This is a genomic window from Streptomyces niger, assembly GCF_000718305.1.
In the GTDB taxonomy this organism is placed as follows: Bacteria; Actinomycetota; Actinomycetes; order Streptomycetales; family Streptomycetaceae; genus Streptomyces; species Streptomyces niger.
The window spans coordinates 1-24,071 of record NZ_JOFQ01000039.1 but is presented as its reverse complement, the minus strand read 5'-3'; the positions used below and the strand labels follow the sequence as shown (position 1 = coordinate 24,071).

Annotated in this window: 21 protein-coding genes and 3 pseudogenes; 14 read left to right on the top strand and 10 right to left on the bottom strand. The window is 72.2% G+C overall.

Annotation, left to right across the window (positions count from 1 at the left end; genetic code table 11):
* The first annotated feature begins 246 nt into the window (after window positions 1–246).
* Entirely contained in the window at window positions 247–1,212 is a 966-nt protein-coding gene (locus IF20_RS35945) for a SigB/SigF/SigG family RNA polymerase sigma factor (protein WP_234426987.1), read from the top strand.
* A 22-nt stretch (window positions 1,213–1,234) separates the two neighbouring features.
* Here the strand turns inward: IF20_RS35945 and IF20_RS35940 are convergent, their stop codons facing one another.
* Complete coding sequence (locus IF20_RS35940; protein ID WP_052869653.1) at window positions 1,235–2,554, bottom strand: PAS domain-containing protein; 1,320 nt, start codon at window positions 2,552–2,554, stop codon at window positions 1,235–1,237.
* Window positions 2,555–2,903: 349 nt separating this feature from the next.
* Here IF20_RS35940 and IF20_RS35935 point away from each other — a divergent pair, with 349 nt between their 5' ends.
* Window positions 2,904–3,638, top strand: a complete 735-nt coding sequence (locus IF20_RS35935) for an ANTAR domain-containing protein (RefSeq protein ID WP_052869652.1) — start codon at window positions 2,904–2,906, stop codon at window positions 3,636–3,638.
* Between the two features lie 122 nt (window positions 3,639–3,760).
* A complete protein-coding gene (locus IF20_RS35930) occupies window positions 3,761–4,972 on the top strand; it encodes an aminotransferase class I/II-fold pyridoxal phosphate-dependent enzyme (RefSeq protein ID WP_052869651.1) in 1,212 nt (403 codons plus the stop codon).
* A 7-nt stretch (window positions 4,973–4,979) separates the two neighbouring features.
* On the opposite strand, the gene IF20_RS35925 is transcribed toward IF20_RS35930, so the two are convergent.
* From IF20_RS35925 to IF20_RS35915, 3 genes are all read right to left on the bottom strand, one after another.
* Window positions 4,980–5,594, bottom strand: a complete 615-nt coding sequence (locus IF20_RS35925) for a DedA family protein (RefSeq protein ID WP_110944874.1) — start codon at window positions 5,592–5,594, stop codon at window positions 4,980–4,982.
* Window positions 5,595–5,659: 65 nt separating this feature from the next.
* Window positions 5,660–6,442 carry an MBL fold metallo-hydrolase gene (locus IF20_RS35920; protein WP_052869650.1) on the bottom strand — a complete coding sequence of 261 codons (783 nt, stop codon included), beginning with the start codon at window positions 6,440–6,442 and terminating at the stop codon, window positions 5,660–5,662.
* 60 nt (window positions 6,443–6,502) lie between these two features.
* Window positions 6,503–7,045, bottom strand: coding sequence for a GNAT family N-acetyltransferase (locus IF20_RS35915; protein WP_052869649.1), 543 nt, complete (start codon window positions 7,043–7,045; stop codon window positions 6,503–6,505).
* Window positions 7,046–7,244: 199 nt separating this feature from the next.
* On the opposite strand from IF20_RS35915, the gene IF20_RS35910 reads away from it, so the two are divergent.
* The 4 genes from IF20_RS35910 (at window position 7,245) to IF20_RS35895 (ending at window position 11,870) form a co-directional block, all read left to right on the top strand.
* Window positions 7,245–9,416 (top strand): phage holin family protein, encoded by a 2,172-nt coding sequence (locus IF20_RS35910; RefSeq protein ID WP_052869648.1) that lies wholly within the window; start codon window positions 7,245–7,247, stop codon window positions 9,414–9,416.
* Window positions 9,417–9,567: 151 nt separating this feature from the next.
* Entirely contained in the window at window positions 9,568–10,944 is a 1,377-nt protein-coding gene (locus IF20_RS35905) for an amino acid permease (protein WP_052869647.1), read from the top strand.
* Window positions 10,945–10,977: 33 nt separating this feature from the next.
* Window positions 10,978–11,448, top strand: coding sequence for a type II 3-dehydroquinate dehydratase (gene aroQ / locus IF20_RS35900; RefSeq protein WP_052869646.1), 471 nt, complete (start codon window positions 10,978–10,980; stop codon window positions 11,446–11,448).
* Between the two features lie 110 nt (window positions 11,449–11,558).
* Window positions 11,559–11,870 (top strand): 4a-hydroxytetrahydrobiopterin dehydratase, encoded by a 312-nt coding sequence (locus IF20_RS35895; RefSeq protein WP_052869645.1) that lies wholly within the window; start codon window positions 11,559–11,561, stop codon window positions 11,868–11,870.
* Here IF20_RS35895 and IF20_RS35890 read toward each other — a convergent pair.
* Window positions 11,803–12,720: a YihY/virulence factor BrkB family protein gene (locus IF20_RS35890; protein WP_234426989.1), complete on the bottom strand. Its 918-nt coding sequence runs from the start codon at window positions 12,718–12,720 to the stop codon at window positions 11,803–11,805. The genes IF20_RS35895 and IF20_RS35890 overlap by 68 nt on opposite strands.
* Window positions 12,721–13,045: 325 nt before the next feature.
* Here IF20_RS35890 and IF20_RS35885 point away from each other — a divergent pair, with 325 nt between their 5' ends.
* From IF20_RS35885 to IF20_RS35860, 5 genes are all read left to right on the top strand, one after another.
* Complete coding sequence (locus IF20_RS35885) at window positions 13,046–13,591, top strand: RNA polymerase sigma factor (RefSeq protein ID WP_052869643.1); 546 nt, start codon at window positions 13,046–13,048, stop codon at window positions 13,589–13,591.
* Window positions 13,582–14,181: an Asp23/Gls24 family envelope stress response protein gene (locus IF20_RS35880; RefSeq protein ID WP_052869642.1), complete on the top strand. Its 600-nt coding sequence runs from the start codon at window positions 13,582–13,584 to the stop codon at window positions 14,179–14,181. The genes IF20_RS35885 and IF20_RS35880 overlap by 10 nt, the downstream gene beginning before the upstream one ends.
* Window positions 14,178–14,573, top strand: coding sequence for an Asp23/Gls24 family envelope stress response protein (locus tag IF20_RS35875; protein ID WP_234426986.1), 396 nt, complete (start codon window positions 14,178–14,180; stop codon window positions 14,571–14,573). The genes IF20_RS35880 and IF20_RS35875 overlap by 4 nt, the downstream gene beginning before the upstream one ends.
* A gap of 113 nt (window positions 14,574–14,686) precedes the next feature.
* Entirely contained in the window at window positions 14,687–15,619 is a 933-nt protein-coding gene (locus tag IF20_RS35870) for a class I SAM-dependent methyltransferase (RefSeq protein ID WP_052869641.1), read from the top strand.
* Window positions 15,620–16,067: 448 nt separating this feature from the next.
* Window positions 16,068–16,277 (top strand): hypothetical protein, encoded by a 210-nt coding sequence (locus IF20_RS35860; protein WP_052869639.1) that lies wholly within the window; start codon window positions 16,068–16,070, stop codon window positions 16,275–16,277.
* A 127-nt stretch (window positions 16,278–16,404) separates the two neighbouring features.
* Here IF20_RS35860 and IF20_RS39640 read toward each other — a convergent pair whose 3' ends face one another.
* The 4 genes from IF20_RS39640 to IF20_RS35845 form a co-directional block, all read right to left on the bottom strand.
* A complete protein-coding gene (locus IF20_RS39640; protein WP_199896915.1) occupies window positions 16,405–16,602 on the bottom strand; it encodes a hypothetical protein in 198 nt (65 codons plus the stop codon).
* 195 nt (window positions 16,603–16,797) lie between these two features.
* Window positions 16,798–17,631, bottom strand: a complete 834-nt coding sequence (locus IF20_RS35855) for an aldo/keto reductase (protein WP_052869638.1) — start codon at window positions 17,629–17,631, stop codon at window positions 16,798–16,800.
* A 105-nt stretch (window positions 17,632–17,736) separates the two neighbouring features.
* The gene (locus IF20_RS35850; RefSeq protein WP_052869637.1) at window positions 17,737–19,560 is read right to left on the bottom strand and encodes an AMP-dependent synthetase/ligase; all 1,824 of its coding nucleotides are present in this window, start codon (window positions 19,558–19,560) and stop codon (window positions 17,737–17,739) included.
* Window positions 19,561–20,024: 464 nt separating this feature from the next.
* Window positions 20,025–21,164 carry a tyrosine-type recombinase/integrase gene (locus tag IF20_RS35845; RefSeq protein ID WP_199896914.1) on the bottom strand — a complete coding sequence of 380 codons (1,140 nt, stop codon included), beginning with the start codon at window positions 21,162–21,164 and terminating at the stop codon, window positions 20,025–20,027.
* A 275-nt stretch (window positions 21,165–21,439) separates the two neighbouring features.
* Here IF20_RS35845 and IF20_RS35840 point away from each other — a divergent pair.
* Window positions 21,440–22,023, top strand: a pseudogene (locus tag IF20_RS35840) (helix-turn-helix domain-containing protein); the annotation flags it as partial.
* 549 nt (window positions 22,024–22,572) lie between these two features.
* Here the strand turns inward: IF20_RS35840 and IF20_RS40345 are convergent.
* A pseudogene (locus IF20_RS40345) lies at window positions 22,573–22,698 on the bottom strand (lipoate--protein ligase family protein); the annotation flags it as partial.
* Window positions 22,699–23,287: 589 nt separating this feature from the next.
* Between IF20_RS40345 and IF20_RS35835 the strand changes: the two are divergent.
* Window positions 23,288–24,071: pseudogene (locus IF20_RS35835) on the top strand (ADP-ribosyltransferase); the annotation flags it as partial.

The following is a 24,071-nucleotide window of genomic DNA, read 5'->3' as shown; positions in this document are numbered from 1 at the left end:
AGGTGGTTACCCCGGAGGCAAGTACCGCCGGTCGAGGGGCGGGAGGGGGCATCCGCACGGCGCGCAGTGCGAACTCTGCTCCCACGAAGGTGTTTACGGGCAGGGGGGCCGGGCACGCGACTAACCGTGCTTCGGACCGGAGGCACGCCCGTGGAAGTCGGATGACTCCTGTGTCGGGCGCGCCTGGCCGGTCGCGCTTCCGCGGGTTCGACGGACTCTGAGTCGACGGATCAGGGAGCCCAGACCATGCCCATGACATCCCAGACCGAAGAAAAGCACACCCCCATAGACACCATCCCCGAGCAGCGCAGCACCCGCCGGCGGAACGAACAGGCGCCGAGCAGGCCGCCCGGCAAGCCCGGCCGCCGCACGAAGCAGCGCCGCGTCTCGGCGGGCAAGCCCCCGCCCGCACCCCGCCCGCGTACCCGCCACTCCCACCACGACGCCCCCGACACCGCCGGGGACTTCCGCCGGCTGGTCGCCATGCCGGACGGTCCGGAACGCGACGAGCTGCGGCGGAGCGTGGTGTGCGCCTGGCTCCCGATGTCCGAACGGCTCGCGCTGCGGTTCCGCAACCGCGGCGAGGCCGCCGAGGACCTCCAGCAGGTCGCGGCGCTCGGCCTGGTGAAGGCCGTGGACCGGTACGACCCGGACCGCGGCTGCGCCTTCGAGAGCTTCGCCGTGCCGACGATCGTCGGCGAGGTCAAGCGCCACTTCCGCGACCACATGTGGGGACTCCACGTGCCCCGCCGGGTGCAGGAGCTGCGCAACCGCGTCCGCGCCGCGCGGCAGGAGCTGACCCGCAGCGTGGACGACCGCGGGCCCACCCCCGAGGAGATCGCCGAGCACACCGGCATGTCCCTGGAGGAGGTGCTGCTCGGCAGCCAGGCGCTGGAGAGCTTCACCACGCTGTCCCTGGACGCGGAGCTGCCCGGCGCCGACGACGGCTACTCGCTGGCGGACACGCTCGGCTCGTCGGAGTCCGGCTTCGACCTGGTGCTGGACCGCGAGGCGGTCAAGCCCAAGCTGCGCAAACTGCCCGAGCGGGAGCGGGAGATCCTCTACATGCGGTTCTTCTGCGACATGACGCAGAGCCGGATCGCCGACCGGCTCGGGATCTCCCAGATGCACGTCTCCCGCATCATCAGCCGTACCTGCCGGCGCCTCGCCGACCAGGTCGGTGCCCGTCCGGGTGAGTACGCGACATCTTGACCGGCGGACCCGGGGCCGGTGCTCAGGGCCGGTTGTCGCGCAGCGCCAATCCCAGGTGGCGCGACAGCCGGTCGACGGCACCGGCCTCGGCGAGACTGAACGCGCGCCGGGTGCCCGTACGGAAGAGCGTGAGCACACCCCGTACGGGACCGCCCGGCTCGCGCAGCGGCACGGACAGCAGCGACGTGACGGCGGCGCGCACCAGCAGCGGTGTGCCCGCCGCGTCCTGTCCGAAGGCCGCCATGTCGTCCGGCCGTACCTGGACGGCCGAGCTGCCGGTACGGGCGGTGTCCGCAACGAGCGGGCAGTCGGCCGGGTCCTGTCCGGTCAGGTCCGCCGCGAGGTCCGCGTTGTCCTCAGGGCCGAGCACCAGCGTGCGGCACAGCGCGTCGTGGCCGTCCCGCTCGGCGTCCGCGCCGGCGGTCTTCTGGTCCAGGACCACCCAGTCGGCGAACCGCCCGTGCAGCTCGCGCGCGGCCCGTTCCACCGCGGCCGGCGGTCGCTCGCCGTCCGCCGCGACCCCCGCCGGCGGGCCGGACAGCAGCGCCGTGGTCGTGTCGTCCAGCAGGTCCATCAGCTCCGCGCCCCGCGTCACCTCGGCGAGGTGTGCGCGGGAGAGCGGGCGGGGCGGGGCCGGCGTCCGCCGGGTGGACGGCGCGGCGCGCTGCGCGGGCGGCGCCGGGGTGCTGTCGCGCAGCTCCACCGCGCGGTTCTCCTGCTGTTCGTCCGCGCGTGGCGTGCCGTTCACCGGCGGCAGTTCGTGCGCCGGGAAGGCGCCGCCTCCGGTGTGGAAGACGGTGAGGACGGCGTTCCCCGGCTCCTGCGGCGGGCGCAGCGCCGTCATCGTCGCGCGCAGCGGCTCCCCGGGCCCGTCCGGCGTGCGGAGCAGCCGGACGACCATGCTGCGGTCGCCCTCGTTGCGGGCCACCGCGGCGACCTGGGACCGGAAGGCGGCCCGGACCTCGGGGGCCAGCGAGCCGGTGAGCGGGCGCCCGGTGGCGTACCCCGACCGCATGCCGAACAGGATGGTGCCCGCGAAGTTCAGCCGGCGTACCACCGTGTCCGGGTCCAGCAGCGCGACGACGCACGGCGTCCGCTGGAACAGCGCGCGCAGCAGCTGCTGCTCCTCCGTGCCCGCCCGCGAGTGGTTGTTCCGGCCGGCTCCGGCCAGCCCCTCGTACCGCGGCAGCAGTACGTCGACGACGTGCTGCAGCTCGAAGAGCGCAGCGTCCAGCGTCGGCTGCTGCTCCTGCGACGGGAGCGTACGCGCGCTCCGCAGTTCCTCCACCCGCTTGCGGAAGTCGGCGAGCTCTCCGCCAGCTGACTGCTCTACCCCGGCCATGCCCACACCGTATCCGGACCGGCCGGTACCGGCCCCGTTCAGAACCCAGCACGTCCGGAACGGCCCCCTGCCGTTCGGAGAAGAAGCAGGTCGCGGGCGTGTGATCGGCCAGGGAGCGGAGGTGGCGCCGGGCCGGAACCTGTCCCGGGGGCACATACGGAAGAGGCGGCCGGGGCGGGTGCGCCGGGGCGCGGTGAACACGACCCGAACGACGGGATACCGGCGTTTTCCGCGCCCGTGGGCCGGGCATTCGACCCCCTACGGGCAGGGCCCCCGACATATGCGGGGACGGCTGTGGCGGCTCCGCCGCGACGCCTGCCCGACGCACCGACCGAGGGACTGACTAGCAATGGTGACCCACACCCTCTGCCCGGTGGACGAACCCGGCGACTCGCAGGGCTCGTCCGCCCGGAGCCTCGCGAACCTCGCCGACGTGGCCGCGCGGTGCACCCCCGAGAGCTGCGGAGCCACGGCCACCGTCACCACCGTCGAAGCGGCCGACGATCCGCCCGCCGCCGTCACCCACCCCGACCTGTCCTCGCTGATCAGCGTCCAGTGGGAGAGCGGTGAAGGGCCCATCCGGGCCGCCCTAGCCACCGGGCACCCCGTCACCTCCGACGATCTGCTGCACGACGATCGCTGGCCCGCCTACCGCACCGAGGCGCTGGAGGCCGGCGTACGCTCCAGCACCACGCTGCCCTACCTCCGCGACGGGCTGGCGGTCACGGTCACGGTCTACGGCTTCCGGCCCGGCCTCACCGTCGAGGCCGGCGACTGCGCGGCCGCGGCGCTCGGCGACCTCGCCGCCACCGGCCTGGCCCGCGACCGCAACTACCGCCGGGCGCTGGCCGAGGTCGGCCGGCTGGACGCGGCGCTGCGCTCCCGCCCGGTCATCGACCAGGCCTGCGGCATCATGATGTACGTCCTGGGCTGCGACGCGGACGACGCGTTCACCATGCTGCGCCGGCTCTCCCAGCGGACCAACCGCAAGCTGCACGACCTCGCCGAAGGCGTCGTCCGGACCCGCGGCCGCGGCCTGGAGCGGGAGCTGCGGATGCTGCGCGAGGAGCGCAGCACGCGCTGACGGCGGCCCGGGGCCCCGGCGGTGACGTGTCGTCCCGCCCGGCACCTCCCCGATCTGCGAGGGTGGTCGCGGCCCGTGCACCGCGCGGACCCGACGACCCGCCGTGGAGAGTGGAGGTACGGATGCAGCCGAGCGCCCCGGAGCCGCAGCCGGATCCGGACCCGCCCATGGGGCTGCCCGTCCTCCCGGAGCTGGCCGCGCACCTCGCCGCCGCGGCCGGCCGCACCGCGCCCGAACCGCCCGGCGGCGCCCTGGCGCTGCGCACCGCCGCCTGCGGCTACTTCGAGCGCCGCGGACTGTGGAGCACCCCCGAGCGCGTGCTGGCCGGGCCCGGCGCGCCCGCCCTGCTGCTCGCGCTGCTCGCCGCGGCCGGCGGCGACCTCGTCGTGCCCCGGCCGTGCGCCGCGTGGTACGCGCCGCAGGCCCGGCTGCTCGGCCGCGCCGTGCACCCGGCGCCGGTACCGGTCGAATCCGGCGGCGTACCGGACCCGTTCACGCTCCTGGAGGCCGTGCACCGGGCACGGGACGCCGGCGGCGATCCGCGGGTGCTGCTGCTGTCCGTCGCCGACGACCCCACCGGCACCTGCCCGCCGCCGGAACAGCTGCACGAGGTGTGCGAGGCGGCGACCGGCGAGGGACTGTGGATCGTCAGCGACGAGACCCGCCGCGACCTGCTGCACGACCCGCACGACACGGTGGTGCTCAGCCCCGCCGAGATGCTGCCCGGCAGCGTCGTCGTCCTCGCCGACCTGCGGGTCACGCTCGTGCCCGCCTCCTGGCCCGCCGGGCTCGCCCGCTTTCCCGACACCGGCCCCGGCGAGGCCCTGTGCGCCGCGGTGCTCGCCGCCCTGTCCGGGCTCTCGTCCCCGCTGTCGGGCCCGCTCGCCGCCGCCGTCGGCCACGCGCTCACCGAGCCGGCCACCGTACGGGAGCGGACCGCGGCGGCGGCCCTGCTGCACGGCCGGCTGGCCGCCGGGCTGCACCGCACGGTCACCGAGGCCGGCGCCGTGTGCCGGCCGCCGCACGCCGGGAACCACCTCTACGCCGACCTCGAACCGCTGCGGCCCGCGTTCGCCGCTCGCGGCGTGACGGGACCGGTCGCGCTGGAGCAGGCGCTGGCGCCCTGGGCGGCCCGCGGCGGGCACCGCTTCGGCGACGATCCCAAGGCGCTGCGCGTCCGGCTGAGCACCGAGGCGCTGCTCGCCCCGGAGGCCGACCGCCGCCGGCGCCTGCTGGCCGCCCCCGACCCGCTCGAAGTCCCCTCCGTCGCCGAGTCGTTGGCGGAGCTGGCCGCCGTACTGCGGTCGGGGGGAGGGTCCGCGGCGGGCGGCTGACCGGGCGTCAGGAGGTCCGGTCGTGCGGCTTGCGGATCCGGCGCCAGGCCGCCGGCGCGGCACTGAGCAGGACCGTCAGGCCCACCGCTGCGGCCACGCCCTGCCACGGCTCGCTGAACAGTGAGCCGCCCAGTATGCCGATGAGCTGGTACGTCGCCGCCCAGGCCAGGCAGGCCGGCAGGTCGCCGCGGGCGAACCAGCGGACGGGCTGCCTCGCCAGCAGGCAGGCCAGCATGATGGGAATGCGCCCGGCCGGGACCAGCCGGGACAGCACGAGCACCTGGACGCCGTGCTCCTCCAGCCGGGTCCTGGCCTGCTCCAGCCGCTCCGGGGCCGACCGTTCGCGCAGCCGCTCCAGCCAGCGCGAGCCGTTCTTCGAGCGCACCCCGCGCGCCCCCAGCCAGTACAGCCCCAGGTCGCCGAGGAACGCGGCAGCCGAGGCGACGAGGAAGACCAGCAGCAGCGAGAACGGCGCGGTGTGGTGGAAGGCGACCGCGGCGGCGGAGCTGACCAGTGCGCCCGTCGGGACGACCGGGACCAGCGAGCCGAGGACCACCAGCACGAAGAGGGAGGGGTAGCCGGCCGCCTGCTGGGTGCTCTCCGGCGGGACGACAGCCGCCAGTTGCTCCGTCCACCGCGGCGCCTGTGCGGCCAGTTCGGCAAGGGGCTCGGATGCCGGGAAAGCGTTCACCGGTCCGCCGCCAGCCGCACGGAAGCGCCGTGCTCCAGCTGATGCACCGTCACCTCGGGGGCCCGTAGCGCCGACTGGCGGACGAACTCGGAGCCGGGGGCGTGGAATTCGTGCGGCCGTACGGCGTCCATGCCGATCGGCCAGTACGTGCCGTAGTGCACCGGCACCGCGTCGCCCGGCGCCAGTCGGGCCGCCGCCTCCGCCGCCCGGCGCGCGTCCAGGTGCCCGTGCCCGAGGAACGGGCCCCAGCCGCCCACCGGCAGCAGCGCCACGTCACACTTCCCGACCTCGTCCGCCATGCCGTCGTACAGCCCGGTGTCCCCCGCGAAGTACGTCGTGGCCGAGCCCTGGATCACGTAGCCGAGCGCCGGCACGCGGTGCGGCCCGTACGGCAGCCGCCGGCCGTCGTGCTCCGCGTGCACCGCCCGCACGGTCAGCCGGCCGACCGTCGTCTCGTCGCCGGGACCCAGCTCCGTCATGGGCAGCTCGCGGTCGGCCACGGTCCGGCGCAGCCCCGGCAGCGCGGCCGGCGCGCCGCGCGGCACGATCAGCCGGGTGCCGGGCGCGAGCCGGGCGAGCGAGGGCAGGTGGAGGTGGTCGGAGTGCAGGTGGGAGATGAGCACGGCGTCGGCCACCGCGGCGCGGCCGTCCGGTACGGCGCCGCGCCGGCGCCGCAGGTGCGCCAGGCGCCGGACGAAGAGCGGATCGGTCAGCAGCCGGACGCCGGAGTCCTCGACCGTCGTGGTGGCATGCCCCCACCAGGTGACCTCCACCGGCACCGAAGACCTCCCCGGCTCACTCGTCCGCACGCGTTCCGTCTGCTCCTCCGAGCGTAGCCCTCACCCCGGCCGGCGCTCCGCGCCAGGGGCGTCGATGACGTACACGCGGACCGCCCGGCCACAGGTGGGGTCGACCGTCTCGCGGTCCGGGCGCATGCCCAGCTTCCGCATGATCCGCTCGGAGGCGTCGTTGCCGCGCTGCGCGATGCTGATGACCCGCTCCAGGCCGCGCTCGCCGAAGCCGTAGTCCAGCGCGGCGCGCGCCGCCTCCGTGGCGATGCCCCGGCCCCAGTACGGCCGCCCCAGCCGCCAGCCGATCTCCACGGCGGGCAGCACCTCCGGCAGGAAGTGCGGCACCGACAGCCCGGTGAACCCCGCCAGCTCCCCCGAGTCCCGCAGCTCCACCGCGAACAGCCCGAACCCCTCGATGTCCCACTCCTGCTCCCAGGAGGAGATCCCGGAGGCGGTCTGCGTCAGGCTGCGCGTCGCGCCGCTCCCGATCCAGCGCATGACGTCGGGATCGGCGTTCACGGCCGCCATCGGCTCAAGGTCTCCGGGGAGCCAGCGGCGCAGCACGAGCCGCTGCGTATGCAAAGTGATCACGCCTCATCCTGCCAAATCCGGTCCACAGGACCGCCGGGTGGAGGGGAGCCCGGGGGCCGCCCCCGGCTGCCGTCACCGTCCTCATGCCCGATGCGCACCCGGGACGTAACGCCGCGATCCGGTCCCTCCTGCCGGTGTGGCACGCTGAGGCGCGTACCGGACACCCCGTACCGGACGTGAGCGGAAAGGTGAGTGCGCAGTGCGGCGTCCCCGATGGCGGAGCGCGGGCGGTGCCCTGTTGCGGGTGATCGCGGTCTGGGCGGTCTCGACCGTCGCCATGCTCGTGCTGGCCGGTGCGCTGCCCGACTTCCGGCTGCAGTCGGCGGACGGCGACAGCGCCACCCGCATCGCCGTCACCGCCGCCCTCGCCGCCGGCGTCTACGGCCTGCTCGGCGCGCTGGTGTGGCCGGTGCTCGTCCGCACCCTGCTGCTGGTGCCCGCGCTCGTCCTCGGCCTGCTGGTCTTCGCGCTCAACGGCTCGCTGCTGCTGATCGCGCTCTGGCTGATCCCCGACGGGCGCGGCGCCGCCTCCCCGGAGACCGCGGTGGTGGTCGCCGCCGTGATGTCGGCGGTCTCCTCCGCGACCGGCGCGGCGCTCGCCGTCGGCGACGACGACGCGTACCGCAGGCGGCTGGCCCGGCTCGCCCTCCGGCGGCGCCGGGCCGTGCTGCCCGACCCGGCGGGCGCCCCGCCCGGCACGGTCTTCCTCCAGCTCGACGGCGTCGGCCACGACGTGCTCGCCGACGCGCTGGCCGGCCCCGACCCGCTCATGCCCACCGTCGCCGCCTGGGCCGGCACGACCCACACGCTCACCCCCTGGCGTACCGACTGGTCCAGCCAGACCGGCGCCAGCCAGCTCGGCATCCTGCACGGCACCAACCACGACCTGCCGGCCTTCCGCTGGTACGAGAAGGAGACCGGCGACGTCGTCGTCAGCAACCGGCCCACCAGCGCCGCCGAGCTGCAGCGCCGGGCGATGCTCAGGACCGGCGACGGCGGCCTGCTCACCGTGGACGGCGCCAGCCGCGGCAACCTCTTCAGCGGCGGCGCGGCGCAGCTCGCGCTGGTCCTCTCGGTCGCCGCCCGGCGCGGCCGGTACAACCGCTCCCGGGCCGGCTACTTCGCGTACTTCTCCGACCCGGCGAACGCCACCCGCACCGCCGCCTCCTTCGTGGCCGAGGTGTGCCGCGAGATCGGCCAGGCGCTGCGGGCCCGCTTCCGCGGTACCGGGCCCCGGGTCAAGCGCGGCGGCCTCTACCCCTTCGTCCGGGCCTTCGCGACCGTCGTGGAGCGGGACGTGGTGGTCGCCGCGGTGATCGGTGACATGTTGGTGGGCCGTACCGCCATCTACGCCGACCTGGTGGCGTACGACGAGGTCGCGCACCACTCGGGGCCCACCGGCCGGGACGCCCGGCTGGTGCTGGAGCGGCTGGACCGCTCGCTCGCGCTGATCGCCAAGGTCGCCCGACACGCGCCGCGCCCGTACCGCATCGTGCTCCTCTCCGACCACGGCCAGAGCCCGGGCGAGACCTTCGCCGGGCGGTACGGGCTGACGCTGGAGGACCTGGTGCGGGCCGGCTGCGGGCTGCCCGTACCGCGGCGGGCGCGCCGCAGTCCCACCGGCGCCGAGGCCCGGAACACCGCGCGCGCCGCGCTCCGCCGCCCCGAGGAGGAACCGGAGGAGACCACCCGGCGGGCCCGGCGGGCCGCCGAGCCGATCGTGCTGGCCTCGGGGAACCTGGGCCTGGTCTCCTTCCCGTCGATACCGGGTCGGGCGACCCGCGAACAGATCGACCGGCGCAACCCCGCCCTGCTCAGCACCCTGGCCGAGCACCCCGGCATCGGCTTCCTGCTCGTCCGGTCGGAGGAGCACGGCGCGGTGGTGCTCGGCCCGCGCGGCGGCGCCCACCACCTCGACAGCGGGCTGGTCGTCGGCGAGGACCCGCTGGCGCCGTTCGGGCCGGGCGCGGCGGACGCGGTACGCCGGACCGACGGCTTCCCGCACGTCGCCGACATCATGATCAACTCCTCCGTCGACCCGGAGACGGGCGAGGTGCACGCCTTCGAAGAGCAGATCGGCTCGCACGGCGGCCTCGGCGGACCGCAGTCCCACCCCTTCCTCCTCTGGCCCCAGGAGCTCACGCCGCCGGTGGGGGAGGGCGCGGAGCTGGTCGGCGCCGAGCGGGTCCACCACGTCTTCCGCCGCTGGCTGACCGAGAGCGAGGGCCCGGCGGTACCGACGGGAAAGCCGTCGGAATTCCGCCCGGCGAGCGGGCGGGCCCGGCCCGTCGTGGACGAAATCCGGTCACGAGGTGCGGTGCCCGAAGCTTTTTCGCCCGCCGAGGGCGACACGCAGGAGGAACAGCGCTGATTTGGAGGCGACCTCCGGGGTCCCGGACCATGGTGGGGCGCCCGCGGCACTCCGGCCGGGCGCGGCGCGCCCGGGCGCCGGACACAGGCCCCGGTGCGCAGGGCGTCCGGCGACCTCGGGCGCAGAGCACAAGAGAGAGCCACCACGCGCCATGCACGACCGGCACACCCGCCGCTTCGGTCTGGGGACCGCCACCGCCCTGGTGATGGGCAACATCATCGGGGGCGGCATCTTCCTGCTCCCCGCCTCGGTCGCCCCGTTCGGGACCGTCAGCCTCGTCGCCTTCGGCGTCCTGACCCTGGGCGCCATCGCGCTCGCCCTGGTCTTCGGGCGGCTGGCACAGCGCCACCCCGACACCGGCGGCCCGTACGTCTACGCCCGTGAGGCGTTCGGCGACTTCGCCGGCTTCCTGTCCGCCTGGTCGTACTGGACCATGGCCTGGGTCAGCAACGCGGCACTCGCCGTCGCGGCCGTCGGCTACGTCCACGTGCTCTTCCCCGGCCACGCCTCCACGGGCGTGGACCTGACCGTCGCGCTGGCCGCGCTCTGGCTTCCGGCGATCTCCAACTTCGCCGGCACCCGCTACGTCGGTGCCGTCCAGCTGGTCGCCACCGTCCTGAAGTTCATCCCGCTGCTCTTCATCGCGATCGCGGGGCTGTTCTTCTTCGACGCCGACAACCTCGGCTCGTTCAACGCAGGCAGCGGCAGCGCGCTGGGCGGGCTGTCCGCCGCGGCCGCCTTCCTCCTCTACAGCTACCTCGGCCTGGAGTCGGCCGCGATGAGCGCGGGCGAGGTCCGCAACCCCCAGCGCAACGTCGGCCGGGCCACCGTCCTCGGCGTCGTCGGTGCCGCGGTCGTCTACCTCCTCGGCACGGTCTCCGTCTTCGGCACCGTCCCGCACGACAAGCTGGTCGACTCCAAGGCGCCGTTCTCCGACGCCATCAACGTGATGTTCGGCGGCCACTGGGGCGGCATGCTGGTCGCCGCCGCCGCGGTGATCTCCATCGTCGGCGCGCTGAACGGCTGGACGCTGATGAGCGCCCAGTCCCCGTACGCCGCCGCGCAGGACGGCCTCTTCCCGGCCGCCTTCCAGAAGAAGCGGCGCGGCGTGCCGACCTTCGGCGTGCTCGCCTCGGCGATCCTGGCCAGCGCGCTGACCGTGATCAACTACGTCTCCGGCGCCGGCGGCGTCTTCGAGATCCTGGTCCTGATCACCACCTTCTCGGCCACCGTGCCCTACCTCCTCGCCGCCGCCGCGCAGGTCTACTACCTGCTGACCGGGCGCCGCGACGAGGTGCGTCCGGGCCGCTTCGCCCGCGACCTGATCCTCGCGCTGGTCGCCTTCGGCTTCACCTTCTGGCTGGTGGCCGGCGCCGGGTACGCGGCGATCTACCAGGGCGTGCTGTTCCTCTTCGCCGGCATCCTGGTCTACGCGTGGATGCGGGCGCGCCGCACCGTGCGCGAGCGGGAGGCCGCCGAGGCCCCCGCGGCTGCCGAGGAGGCGCCGAAGGGGATACTGGCGCCCTGACAGCGCCGTACCGAACGGAGAGTTGAGAGCACGATGCCCCGTACCCTCGCCACCGCCCCGATCCTGGTCCTCAACGGCCCCAACCTGAACCTCCTCGGCCAGCGGCAGCCGGAGATCTACGGCTCCGACACCCTCGCCGACGTCGAGGCGCTGTGCGCCAGGACCGCGGCGGCGCACGGCGGCACCGTGGACTGCCGGCAGTCCAACCACGAGGGCGAGATCGTCGACTGGATCCACGAGGCCCGCACGTCCCACGCCGGCATCGTGATCAACCCGGCCGCGTACTCCCACACCTCGGTCGCCATCCTCGACGCCCTCAACACCTGCGACGGGATCCCCGTCATCGAGGTGCACATCTCCAACATCCACCACCGCGAGGAGTTCCGGCACCACTCCTACGTCTCGCACCGCGCCGACGGCGTCATCGCGGGCTGCGGCGTCCAGGGCTACGCCTTCGCGGTCGAGCGGGTGGCCGCGCTGGTCGCCGCGCGCCAGGAGGGCTGACCCCGGCCCCACCGGCCGCGCACACATTGGCGCGATTGCGGGTTCGGCGTGCGAGGGTGGGGGAAAAGCTGGAACGCACGTACGCACGCGACGGCCGAGAGGCGGCAGACATGGACGGTCAGGTGGACCCGCTCACCGACAAGGAGATCGAGGACCGGCTGGCGGAGCTGCCCGGCTGGTCGGTGGCCGAGGACCGGCTCACCCGCACGTACCGCTTCGACAGCCACCTGCCGGCTGCCGCGATGGTCGTGCACGTGGCCCAGATCCAGGAGGAACTGGGCCACCACTCCGAACAGACCCTCGGCTACAACACCCTGGCCGTCGCGGTGAACACGCACAGCGCCGGCGGCCGGATCACCGACCGGGACTTCGTCCTCGCACAGCGGATCGAAGCCGTCGCAGCGGGCCACGGGGCGCATTGATCCGACCCCGCGCGAGCTGCGGCGCCGCCCGCGTCAGCTCGGCGTTGAACTGCGCGCCGGTCAGCAGGGACAGGTGGGAGAACCACAGCCAGATCAGGAACACCACCGGCCCGGCGAGCGAACCGTACAGCCGGTTGAAGGTGCCGACGGCGGACGCGTAGAGCGCGAAGCCCGCCGAGGAGATCAGCCACAGCAGGACCGCGAGGACGCCGCCGGGCGCGCCGCGCCGCACCCCGCGCGAGGCCGGCGGCCCCGACCGGAAGAGGACCAGCACCAGCACGGTCGCCAGGCACAGCAGCAGCGGCCACTGCACGACGTTCCAGGTCGCCTCGGCCGCCCGGCCCAGCCCCACCGCCCGGCCGATCGCCCGGGCCAGCGGCCCGCTGACCAGCAGGGCCACCGCGCTGGCGATCAGCGAGGCGAGGAAGACCAGCGCCGTGAAGAAGATCCGCGGCGCCTTGCGCCACGGCGGCCGGTCGTCCTTGACCCGGTGCATGGCGTGCAGCGCCCGCCGGAACACCGCGAGGTAGCTGCACGATGACCACACCGCGCTGACCGTCGCGCCGCCCACCACCAGCCAGGCGGCGGTCCGCTGGTGGGACATGGACGCCAGCGCCCGGTGCAGCGTGGCGCCGGACTGGGCCGGGGCGAGCGCGCTGATGTGCGCGATCAGCTCCCCGGTCGCGGGCGGATCGGCCAGCCCGATCAGCGACACCGTCACGATCATGGCGGGCAGCAGCGCCAGCACCGAGTAGTACGTCAGGCTCGCGGCCCAGTCCGTCAGGTCGTCGTTCCACACCGACAACGGCGTACGGCGCAGGGCGGTGCGCCACTGGCGCCAGCCCGGCATCGAGCGCCCCGCCTCCGTGCCCGGTGCGGCTCGCTCCGGCGTCTGCTGCCCGGGCACCCGGCGCTCATCGCCGACCTCCATCGTGCTGGTCTTCCTTTCCGTACGGACCGTCTTCTTCCGGCCAGGCCCCATCCTCCCCCGTCCTGCGGCTTCTCCGTACCGCGCGGGGGCCGCGGTGCCGGGCGAAGGATCGGATAATGGGCGTAATCGGAGCGGTTTGTGCGTGCCGTACCGGGACATCGGCGGCCAGGCGTGTCCCAATGGGCCCCGGGGCAGTGATGCCTGGCACGGATGTTCCGAGGTACGGACGGAGAGGAGCGGACGGGTGCCCGAACCCGGCGATGGCCTCCTGGCCGCACGGGCCGCGGAAGGGGACGAGGGGGCGTTCGAGGTGCTCGTACGGCGGCACGGCCCGTCGCTGCTGCGCCTGGCGACCCGGATCCTGAACAGCAGGACCGACGCGGAGGACGCCGTGCAGGACGCGTTCGTCAACGCCTGGCGCCGGATCCCGGAGTTCCGCGGCGACGCCTCGTTCTCGACGTGGATGTACCGCATCGTCACCAACCGCTGCCTGAACGTCCTGCGGGCCCGCCGCCCCACCCAGGACCTCGGCTCGGTCCCCGAGCCGCCCGCGCCCGAGCACGCCTCGTCGCCGGTCCGCGCCGCCGAGTCCCGCGCGTCCGTCCGGGCACTGGGCGACGCGATGCAGGGGCTCACTCCCGAACAGCGCGCGTGCTGGGTCCTGCGCGAACTGCAGGGGCTGCCCTACGACGAGATCGCAGACATCGTCGGCAGCACGCACCAGGCGGTACGCGGCCGGGTTTTCCGGGCCCGCCGCCATCTGACGGAGGCGATGAGCTCATGGCGCTAGGCGACGACGCGTACGAAGAGGATCCGGCGCTGCCCTGCGGCCGCACGCTCTCGGAAGTCTGGGAGAAGGCCGAGGAGACACCGGACGACCCGCACGCGGCCGGGTGCCCGCACTGCCAGGAAGCCCTGACGCGGCTCGGCGTGCTGGACGACTACGTACGCGAGGCCCGGGACAGCACCGCCGACGAGGCCGCCGAAGCGGCGGACGCGGCGGCCACCGAGCGGCTCACGGCGCGCGTCATGGACCTGGTCAGGACCGAGCTGCGGCCCGGCCGCACGCTGCCGCTGGGCGAGCCGGCGGACGACGTCTGGATCACCGAGGCGGCGGCCGCGAAGGCGTTCCGCGCGGCGGCCGAGACGCTGCCCGCGGTGTACGCCGGAAGCTGCCGGGTGGCCTTGACGGCGCCCGAGGGCCCGATGACGGTGAGCATGGAGGTCGAGGCGGGTCTGCGGTGGGAGCTGCCGGAGCTGGCGGAGCAGGTGCGCCGGCGGGTGCGCGCGGCGGCCGACGAGGCGGTCGGCGTGACCGTCTCCGCCGTCGACGTGCGGATCGTCGACCTCATCGACGAGTCGGGGGAGGAGCCGGCATGAGCGGTGCGCAACAGGCGGAGGGGCGGGGCAGGACCGACCGCGAACTGCGGGCGCTCCTGCAGCGGACCGCCGCCGACGCCGCCCGCAACACTCCCGGCGTGGCGTACCTCCGCCCCGGCCTGGGCGACCTCGTGCGCGGCACGGTGCCGCTGCTCGCCGCCGCCGACGAGCCGCGCGTCGCGGGCGTCCGCGCGGAGCCGGACGACGAGCCGGGCCGGTGGCGGCTGCGCATCCACCTCGCCGTACGCCGCGGCCACCGGGCGCTGGACGTCGCCCGGGCGGTGCGCGCGGAGGTGCTGGCCGCGGTCCGGCGCGCCTACGCGCCGGAGGGCCCGGAACACCACGGCGTGGCGGCGCTCGCGGTCACGGTGACGGTGACGGACCTGGCCTGAGCGGTCCCGGTCGGCACGGTGACGGACCGTTGAGCGGCCCTCGCCCCTGCTGGATCCGGCAGCGCCCCGCGACGGTGGTTGCTCTCCGGCCCGCCGTATCGGAGGCTCGCCCCATGACCGACACCCCGCACCACCACGCGCACGGACACGGGCACGGGCACGGACACGGCCACGACGCCACGGACGTGGACTGGGCCGAGCAGGCCTCGCTGCTGGAGCGTCAGGCCGAGATCGCCACGCCGATGTACGTACAGGCCGCCGACTGGCTGCGCACGCTCCTGGGCGGTACGGAGGAACACGCGTCCGGCACGGTGTCCGTCCGCCGCCTGTGGGACGTCGGCTCCGGGCCCGGGGTCCTCACCTGCCTGCTGGCCCACGCGTTCCCCGAGGCCGAGGTGGTGGCGGTCGACCCCGCGCCGGAGCTGCTGGCCCGCGTACGGGACCGCGCCACGCGGCTCGGCCTGGCCGACCGGGTCCGCACCTACGAGGCCGAGCTGCCCGGCGGCCTCGAAGGGCTCGGCACGGCCGACCTCATCTGGACGAGCAAGGTGCTGCACCACGTCGGCGACCAGGCGGCGGCGGTGTCCCTGCTGGCCGGACGCCTGCGCCCCGGCGGCGTGCTCGCGGTGGCCGAGGGCGGGCTGCCGGACCGGGTGCTGCCGCGCGACATCGGCATCGGGCGGCCCGGACTGCAGGCCCGGATGGACGCGGCGCAGGAGGAGTGGTTCGCGCGGATGCGCGCCGCGCTGCCGGACCACCACGAGACGGCCGAGGACTGGCCCGCCCTGCTGGCCGCGGCCGGCCTGCGCGACACCGGCAGCCGCACCTTCCTCCTCGACCTGCCGGCACCGCTCGCGGGCGACGCGCGGGACCATGTGGCGGGCCGGCTGGCCCACGCCGCCGAGCGGTACGGCGAGCTGCTGGACGAGGCGGACCGGGCGGTGCTGGCGCGCCTGACCGACCCCGAGGACGAGGCCGGCATCGCGCACCGCCCCGACGCTTTCCTGCTCTCGGCCCAGACGGTGCACGCGGGCCGCGCGGAGTGACCGGCCACCCCGGCTGACGCACCGTCAACCCGCGGTGTCGCCTCCGGTGGGCAGCTCCTCCAGGGAGAAATCGGGAGCCACCGGGGCGGGCTCGGATGACACCGGGGAGGGTTCGGATGACACCGGGGAGGGCTCTGGGGACATGGGGAACCACCCGAACTCCGGCTCCGGCCGCTGTGACGGTGCGTCAGTCCCGCCGTTCAGCCACAGCGTCAGCCCGCCCGCGCCGATCACCAGCGCGCCCCACCCCACGACCAGCCACCGCTTCCCCCGCCGCGACACCCTCGCCCCCTCGCTCCTTCGACTGCCGTAGATCGTATGACAGTTCGGGCGAAGGAGTGGCGCGCGAGCCTCCATCGCGGCTGTTCGAGTGGACCGCGCAGTGTGTTGGTTATCAAAGATGCCCACCCGGTCAAGGAAGTGACGATCCGACCGAAGGAGAAGCATCATGCGTGTGCGCACAGCGGTCACCGCGACCGTACTCTCGGCCCTCGTCGTCCTGGGCGCCGCGGGTGCCGCCACGGCAGCGCCCCCGCCCTCGACGGCATCCGACACCTCCACCGCGACCGCCGCCGACGCCGCCGAGGGCGCGACAACGCCGCTCATCAACCTCAGCGACGTCCCCATCCTCAGCTACAACGGCATCAACAAAAGCTGACCCACCGAACCGACGACGGCGCCGCCGTCCACCCGTTGGTGGCCGGCGGCGCCGTCTGTCCGAGCCTGCGGCTCGGGCCGCGTTGAAGTCCGCCTTGATGTGGCTCGCCCGGGACGTGCCCAAGCGGTCAGTGGCAGATCGTCGCGGACGGCGTGGCGTAGAGGTCCTGGTAGCAGGGCGGGATGTTGCCATCTGCCAGTTGGTTGACAGGGGTGATGACGAAGTTTCCAGGGTCATGGGCAGGGGCGGCTGCGGCAAGGCCGGCGCTGCCCACCAGTGATGCGGCAGCCAGCGCGGCCGCGGCGAGTGCCGTACGAATACGCATGATTCCTCCATGTTTCATGTGATGTGTGCGCGTATCGCTACGGACTTTGCCGCATCGTCCTCCGTCTACTCGCGAGTGATCGCCAGTCCATCCGAACGGAGCACTCGTGGCGCCGGCACCGGGGCGTTCCCGGAAACGACGGCGCCGCCGTCCACCCACTGGCGGACGGCGGCGCCGTCGGTATGAGCCCTCGGCTCAGGCCACGTCGAAGGTGGCGGGGTCCGGGCCGAGGCGCTTGTCGGCGTTCAGGCCGGCGAGGGTCTGCATGTCGTCGGCGTCCAGCTCGAAGCCGAAGACGTCGAAGTTCTCCTTGATCCGGGACGGGGTCGCGGACTTGGGGATGACGACGTTGCCGAGCTGGAGGTGCCAGCGGAGCACGACCTGTGCGGGGGTCTTGTCGTGCTTCTCGGCGAGCTTGCCGATCGTGGCGTTCTCCAGGAGGCCCTTGCCCTGGCCGAGCGGCGACCAGGCCTCGGTGGCGATCTCGTGCTCGGCGTGGAAGGCGCGGCTCTCGGCCTGCTGGAGCTCGGGGTGGAGCTCGATCTGGTTGACCGCGGGGACGACCGAGGTCTCGTTCAGCAGCCGCTGGAGGTGCGGGGGCTGGAAGTTGGAGACGCCGATGGCCTTGGCGCGGCCGTCCGCCTGGATCTTCTCGAACGCCTTGTAGGTGTCGACGTAGGTGTCCCGGGCCGGCAGCGGCCAGTGGATCAGGTACAGGTCGACGTAGTCCAGGCCGAGCTTGGCCAGCGAGGCGTCGAACGCGCGCAGGGTGGAGTCGTAACCCTGCTCGGAGTTCCACAGCTTGGTCGTGACGAACAGCTCGTCACGGGCGATGCCGGACGCGGCGAGGGCCTTCCCCGTGCCCTCCTCGTTGCCGTAGATCGCGGCGGTGTCGATGCTGCGGTACCCGGCTTCCAGGGCGTGGCCGACAGCCGTGAACGCCTCGTCGTCCGGGATCTGCCAGACGCCGAAGCCGAGCTGCGGCATCGTGACGCCGTTGTTGAGGGTGATGTGGGGGACCTTGCTCACGAGCGAATCGATCCTTTGGTCGGCGTACAGGTTCTACAAGATCCAACCATCAACCGGATTCATGCATTCCCGCGCGCGGAAAGATTCGACGCCACCCGTACGCCGTCACCCGTACAGCGCCGCCACCTCGGCCTCGTACGCCGTCTCGATCGCCTTCCGCTTCAGCTTCAGCGACGGCGTCAGCAGCCCGTGTTCCTCGCTGAACTGGCTGGCCAGTATCCGGAACGTACGGATCGACTCGGCCTGCGAGACGAGCGTGTTCGCGGCGACCACCGCGCGCCGGATCTCGGTCTCCAGGTCCGGGTCGCGCACCAGGTCGGTCGGCGGCATGGCCGGCTTGCCGCGCATCTGCAGCCAGTGCGTCACCGCCTCCGGGTCCAGCGTGACCAGCGCGGCGACGTACGGCCGGTCGTTGCCGACCACGATGCACTGGGCGACCAGCGGATGCGCCCGCACCCGCTCCTCCAGCGGCACCGGCGAGATCGTCTTGCCGCCGGAGGTCACCAGGACCTCCTTCTTGCGGCCGATGATCGTGAGATAGCCGTCCTCGTCCAGCTGCCCCAGGTCGCCGGTGGCCAGCCAGCCGTCGTGCAGCGTGGCGTCGGTGGCCTTGGGGTTGTTGAGGTAGCCCTGGAAGACCTGGCCGCCGCGGACCCAGATCTCGTTGTCGTCCGCGATGTGCACGGTCGTGCCCGGGATGGGCAGCCCCACCGTGCCGAAACGGGTCTGCTCCGGCGGGTTGGCGGTGGCGGCCGCCGTGGTCTCCGTCAGGCCGTACCCCTCGTAGATGGTGACGCCCGCGCCCTCCCAGAAGAGGCCGAGTCGGCGCTCCATCGCCGAGCCGCCCGACATCGCGTGCCGGACCCGGCCGCCCATGGCCTCCCGCACCTTGCTGTAGACGAGCTTGTCGAACAGCTGGTGCTGCATGCGCAGCCCCGGCCCTGGCCCCGAGCCGGTGCCGAAGGCCTTGTGCTCCATCGCCTCGGCGTACCGCCGCGCCACTTCCACGGCCTTGTCGAAGGGGCCGACCTTGCCGTCGGCCTCGGCCTTCCGGCGCGCCGCCGCGAACACCTTCTCGAAGATGTAGGGCACCGCGAGGATGAAGGTCGGCTTGAAGGACTGCAGGTCGGGGATGAGGGCGGTCGCCGAGAGGTTCGGCTGGTGACCCAGCTTGACCCGGCCGCGGATGGCGGCGACCTGCACCATCCGCCCGAAGACGTGCGCCAGCGGCAGGAACAGCAGGGTGGACGCCTCGTCGCCCGGCTTGGAGTGGAAGACCCGCTCGTACCGCTCGACGACGTTGTCGGCCTCGGCCATGAAGTTGGCGTGGCTGATCACGCAGCCCTTGGGGCGCCCTGTGGTGCCGGAGGTGTAGATGACCGTCGCGGGCGCGTCCGGGGTGACCGCCATGCGGTGCCGGTGCACCACGTCGTCCTCGATGTGCCGGCCGGCCTCGGTCAGCTCGGCGACCGGGTCCGCGTCCAGCTGCCACAGCAGGCGCAGGTGCGGCAGCCGGTCGATGACCGACCCGATGGTCATGGCGTGGTCCTCGTGCTCGACCAGGCAGGACGAGACGGCCGAGTCGTGCAGCATCCAGAAGACCTGCTCGGCCGAGGAGGTCGGGTACAGCGGCACGGGCTGCGCGCCGATCGACCACAGGGCGAAGTCGAACAGCGTCCATTCGTACCGCGTCCGGGACATGATCCCGACGCGGTCGCCGAACCGTACGCCCTGTGCCAGTAGTCCCTTCGCGAGCGCCATCACCTCGTCGCGGAAGCGCGCGGCGCTGACGTCCTCCCAGCGTCCCGCGTCGTCCTTACGGCTGAGCGCAATCCGCTCGGGGCCGGACTCGGCGTTCTCGAAAATGGCGTCCGCCAGACCACCGACACGGGGCGCCGTCGCCAGTGGGGGGACGGAGTACTCGCGCAATGACCCGCTCCTCGTGGTGCTCCTAGCAGCGCCGAGACCGTACCCCACGGAAACCGTCTCACGGCAGTGGCTGCCAAACGTCCGAACCGTTGCCATAGGCCCAGGTCATCCGCCGAAAACGGGCTACTTCGGAGAACCCCGGACATGAACCCGTGAGTAACATGTGGTTCGATCACGTCACAGGGACTTTTTCTGCACCAAATCTTTCCGATTGGAATCAGCCATGGCAACCGCGTGCGTGGCCGACTCGCCTCGCGAGTGGTGGGTAGCGGCTGACCAAAGCCTCTGATCGGTGCTTACCCTGATGAACCGCGCGGAACCCTCGGGAAATGTCGCAGGTCAGGAGGGGGCTGGCTGTCGATGCGGGGAGGTGAAGAGGGAACGGCGCCCGCTACGGCGTGGTTCCTGAAGCCGCTCCGCGGGGAGCGACAGGGGCGCCGAGTGGCGCGCCCGCAGAGCGCAACTCAGCACGAACTCAGCACCGAGCCAGCGCCAGGTGTCGCCGGGCTTGCTGGCCGAGCGGGAACGTGCTGGGCGAAGCTCGACGTGATGATCTGGCGACAGCGCTCGCGACCGTCCTGAGTGAGGTGGCCGTAGAGGTCTGCGGTCACGTTGACGGACCGGTGGCCGAGCCACCGGGAGACCTCGTGGAGGGCAGCCCCGTTGCTCAGCGTGATGGTCGCCCACTTGTGCCGAAGGTCGTGCGGCTTGTAAAGAGGAAGGTCGAGCCGGGCGATCGCTGCGTCCCAAGATTTCCGGACCAAGCCAGGATGAGTCATCCCGCCGCGGGCACTCCGTACGGGCAAGAACTCATGAAACGCATCGAGAATGGCCGGGGCCGGAATATCGCGCCATTCTCCCTCCGAGCGATGCTTGAGAGGCGTGTACTGGGCGACGTACTTTCCTCGTGTGTCCCTGACACAAGTGACCTGCCGACGTAGTCGAAGTGTTCCGTCGATAATGTCTTCGGGGAACACGCCGAGGGACTCGCCGATCCGGAGGCCGCAGCAGGCCATGAGCCAGACGCACGGCTCAAGTCGCGGCCCAATCTTCTGAGCTATGGCAGATATCTCTTCGAAGCTCGGCAACGCCCGTTCGTCGACGGAGACCACAGGGTTCTGTGGTGCCTCTGCTTCCCTGACGGGGTTCGTCGCGATTCGTTTGTGTCGTGCGGCGTGAGAGAAGAGGCCCGAGAGCACAATCCGACGGCAAGCAATGGTGTTGGGCTTCGCACCGGCCTGGCGCCAGCGAGCGAAGAGCGCTTCGACATCGGCCGCGGTCACCTTGGCCATCGGCTTGCTCCCCACATGGGGCAGCACGTGCAGGCGCATGATCCGTTCGTACCCGACGAGGGTGCCGGGGGCGCCCACCTTCGATGCGAGCCAGCCCTCGGCGTACTGACTGACCGAGACGCGGCCGGCTGTCGGATCGACATACGTGTTCTCGCGCTTGTCGTTCTCGACTTTCGTGGCGAAGTCGAGAGCGTCCCGCTTACGGTCGAACGACTTCTCGCGCTGCCGCGCGGTACGCCCGCCCGGCTCCCGGTAACGAACCACCCACCGCTTTCCAGTCGCGGTGGCGCCCTTGTCTATGAGCTTGGCCAATGTTCACCCCAATCCCCTGAGACGCTTCGTTTTCCCGCCTCAGGACTTCGACTGGGTGATGTTGTAGCTCAGAAATTCGGCCGCACCAAATGGGGGTGCACTCTCTTGGGTTTGGTGGCGCTTGGACATCAGTCGATCTGCCGCTGGACTTCGGGTGTGTGCCAAATGGATCTGGCTACCGTACTACTGAGCGCTCTGCGGTCATCGTTACTGACCTTGTGGGCGTGATGTCGTGGTGGGGCGAGAGGCGGCAGCTGACGCGGTATGCCCCGACTATGAGGTATCCGCAAGGCGGCGTGCTGAGCGCCGAGCGGCTGGCATCTCGTGAGCGCCTCCGTCTGGAGGCGGCTGGGATGTTCGCCGCGGGACTGGGCAACGCGGAAGTGGCCAAGCAACTGCGGGTCAGTGTGCGGTCAGTGCAACGCTGGCGCCGGGCCAGTCAGGAGACCGGGGACACAGGTCTGCGCTCGAAAGGCTCAGCGGCCCGGCCGAAGCTGAGCGAGGAACTGTTCGCGATGCTGTAGGAGGAACTGGCCAAGGGGCCGGTCGCGCACGGTTGGGACGATCAGACCTGGATCCTGGCCCGGATCAAGACGCTGATCGGACGCCGGTTCCACAAGACGATCACGCTCTCGACCGTCGCGCAGATGCTGCGTCGCACGGATGGAGCCACCAGGTGCCGGCCCGTAGAGCGCTCGAACGTGACGAGAAGGTGATCATCGGATGGGTGAAGGACACATGGCCGCAGGTGGAAACGCCGCGGCGCGCTCGGGGCCTACCTCGTTTTCGAGGACGAAGCCGGCTTCTCGATGACGCCGCCTACTACCGCACCTGGTGCCGACGCGGCCACCCCGTGGTTTGACGTCATCACGCCCACAAAGTCAGTAGCGAGGTATGACCATTAGCAGGGGCTCCAAGTTGTCACCGCCCGGGCGTAGGCGCGGTTCATGGGGATGGCTCTGGGTCGGGTTCTGGAGCTGCCGAGCTCCGGGGCAGCTGGATCCGTGCCAGTGCCATGGCGGCTTGCCCAGGTGTGTCGTGGTCTGGCGAATGCCGAGCAGGTGGCTGCCCGCGACAGTAGACAGCTCGGAGACCATCCCATCGAGCGCGGTATTGCGTGCCATCCGCGGTCGGTTCACGCATCGTCGGTCATGACATGCCCTGCGCCGCGGAGCTCGCCTGCAGGTGATCACATCAGTCTGGCCTGGCCATCTGTTTTTCTCGCAACCCGACACAACCAACGCAAGCGCAGCGTGCCCCATCGATGGGACCTCGGTGAGGAGGCTGGCTACAGCGCAGGTCCCCGACCGTGGGAAGGCTTGCAATGACCGTGAACGGGTCCGTGGCTGACGGCCAGCTTCTTGCTCAGCATCTTGTGGAGGAGGGCACTGGATTCGTTCAGGCCGATGATTTCCCCGAGCACCCAGTCGTCAAGATACGCGTAGCTCTCCGCGAAGGTCAGGCCGTGGACGAGGAATGCGGGGACGCAGAGCGAGTAGGTGATGGTGTTGCCGGGCTCGACGAAGGTCGGTCCGCGAGGGCACTACGAGCTTGCTGGCCGCAGAGGCAAGGACGGCCGCGCTGAACGTACGCCCTGCAGCACTGGAGGGCGCATCAGCCCGGCGAGCGTCGCGAGTAAGAAGAGCGTCGTTGAGGAGGGGGACGTGACAGCTCGAGGACTTCCACCGCTTCCAACCCCGGCCCGGCTCGGCTTGGCCCGAGGCGCACTCCTGAGAGTGCGGAACGACGGGGAGCCGCCCGTCTAGTTCGCTGCTCGCCGCGGCAGGTCCGCGGTCAAGGGCCGGCCGGTCGGCCCCCTCACCGGTAGGCGAGAGCATGACCCTCCCCCCCAGCGCCTTCGATGGTGATTGCCCCGGTAAGCGCCATGAGTGAATATGACAACCTAGCTGTGTTGCGCGTGTGGCTCGACGGGACCTGTCGGGCTGCCGTGTACCGGGAGCTGCGGTTCCTTCCCCATCGATCGGGGCGCGGCCGGCAACAGCAGCTGCAGGAACGTATCGGCGTAGAGCCGCGGGGGTTCGGAGTGACGGGGCGGCACATGTGGTCGTGGACGGCGGCCCGGGGGATGGGCCGGGCTGCGCGGAAGCGGGGGGTGTAGCCGGGTGGAGATTCATCTCAAGCCGGAGGCGATTCCGCAGTACACCGGGCACCTGGGGACGCTGGAGAAGGACTATGCGGCGCTGAAGAAGGATGCCGCGAACATCCGCTCCACCGGCGCGGACGTCCACTCCCACTTCCAGGGCCTGTCCGCGTATTACAAGGCTCCGGAGGCCGAGCAGCTCTTCGCCACGACCAAGCCGGTGAAGGACCGGGCTGATGCCTTCGCCGATGATCTGGAGACCGTTGCCGCGGCGCTTGCGGACTACGCGGAGGAGATCCGGCCGCTGAAGACCAAGCTGGAGGACCTGAAGAAGCAGGCGCAAGCCTTCATCCGGGACCACCAGGACGATGACGACGCGGACTACGACGACGAGCTGATTGCCGAGCACAATCGGATTCGCGACGACGTCAACGCCACCGTCGCCGCGTTCTGGGCGGCGGAGCGTACCTGCTACAACAAGATCGTCGCGCTGTGGAACGGCCCGAAGATGGTGGCCGGGGACGGCTCGAAGAAGGAGCACCAGTACGGCTTCAAGGCGGAGGATCTGAAGAACGCGAAGGTGCCGTGGGGCGATCCGGTGGAGCAGAAGCACCACTGGTACGACGTCGGCCATTGGGTGAAGTCCTTCGCGTGGGACGGCATCGTCGTCGACGGGATCTGGGGGACCCTCAAGGGGCTGGGCACCCTGGTGGGTGTTGATGGTTGGGATGCTGCGGGGCAGGCGTGGAAGGGGCTGGCGCAGCTGGTGACCGGCCTGGCTTTCGCTGTCTCGCCCGGCGTGCAGA

Excerpts from the sequence above, each read along its gene's own strand:
- IF20_RS35945 (WP_234426987.1), top strand. The coding sequence starts at position 247 with ATGCCCATGACATCCCAGACCGAAGAAAAGCACACCCCCATAGACACC.
- IF20_RS35940 (WP_052869653.1), bottom strand. The coding sequence starts at position 2,554 with ATGGCCGGGGTAGAGCAGTCAGCTGGCGGAGAGCTCGCCGACTTCCGC.
- IF20_RS35935 (WP_052869652.1), top strand. The coding sequence starts at position 2,904 with ATGGTGACCCACACCCTCTGCCCGGTGGACGAACCCGGCGACTCGCAG.
- IF20_RS35930 (WP_052869651.1), top strand. The coding sequence starts at position 3,761 with ATGCAGCCGAGCGCCCCGGAGCCGCAGCCGGATCCGGACCCGCCCATG.
- IF20_RS35905 (WP_052869647.1), top strand. The coding sequence starts at position 9,568 with ATGCACGACCGGCACACCCGCCGCTTCGGTCTGGGGACCGCCACCGCC.
- aroQ (WP_052869646.1), top strand. The coding sequence starts at position 10,978 with ATGCCCCGTACCCTCGCCACCGCCCCGATCCTGGTCCTCAACGGCCCC.
- IF20_RS35895 (WP_052869645.1), top strand. The coding sequence starts at position 11,559 with ATGGACGGTCAGGTGGACCCGCTCACCGACAAGGAGATCGAGGACCGG.
- IF20_RS35890 (WP_234426989.1), bottom strand. The coding sequence starts at position 12,720 with ATGCCGGGCTGGCGCCAGTGGCGCACCGCCCTGCGCCGTACGCCGTTG.
- IF20_RS35880 (WP_052869642.1), top strand. The coding sequence starts at position 13,582 with ATGGCGCTAGGCGACGACGCGTACGAAGAGGATCCGGCGCTGCCCTGC.
- IF20_RS35875 (WP_234426986.1), top strand. The coding sequence starts at position 14,178 with ATGAGCGGTGCGCAACAGGCGGAGGGGCGGGGCAGGACCGACCGCGAA.
- IF20_RS35870 (WP_052869641.1), top strand. The coding sequence starts at position 14,687 with ATGACCGACACCCCGCACCACCACGCGCACGGACACGGGCACGGGCAC.
- IF20_RS35860 (WP_052869639.1), top strand. The coding sequence starts at position 16,068 with ATGCGTGTGCGCACAGCGGTCACCGCGACCGTACTCTCGGCCCTCGTC.
- IF20_RS39640 (WP_199896915.1), bottom strand. The coding sequence starts at position 16,602 with ATGCGTATTCGTACGGCACTCGCCGCGGCCGCGCTGGCTGCCGCATCA.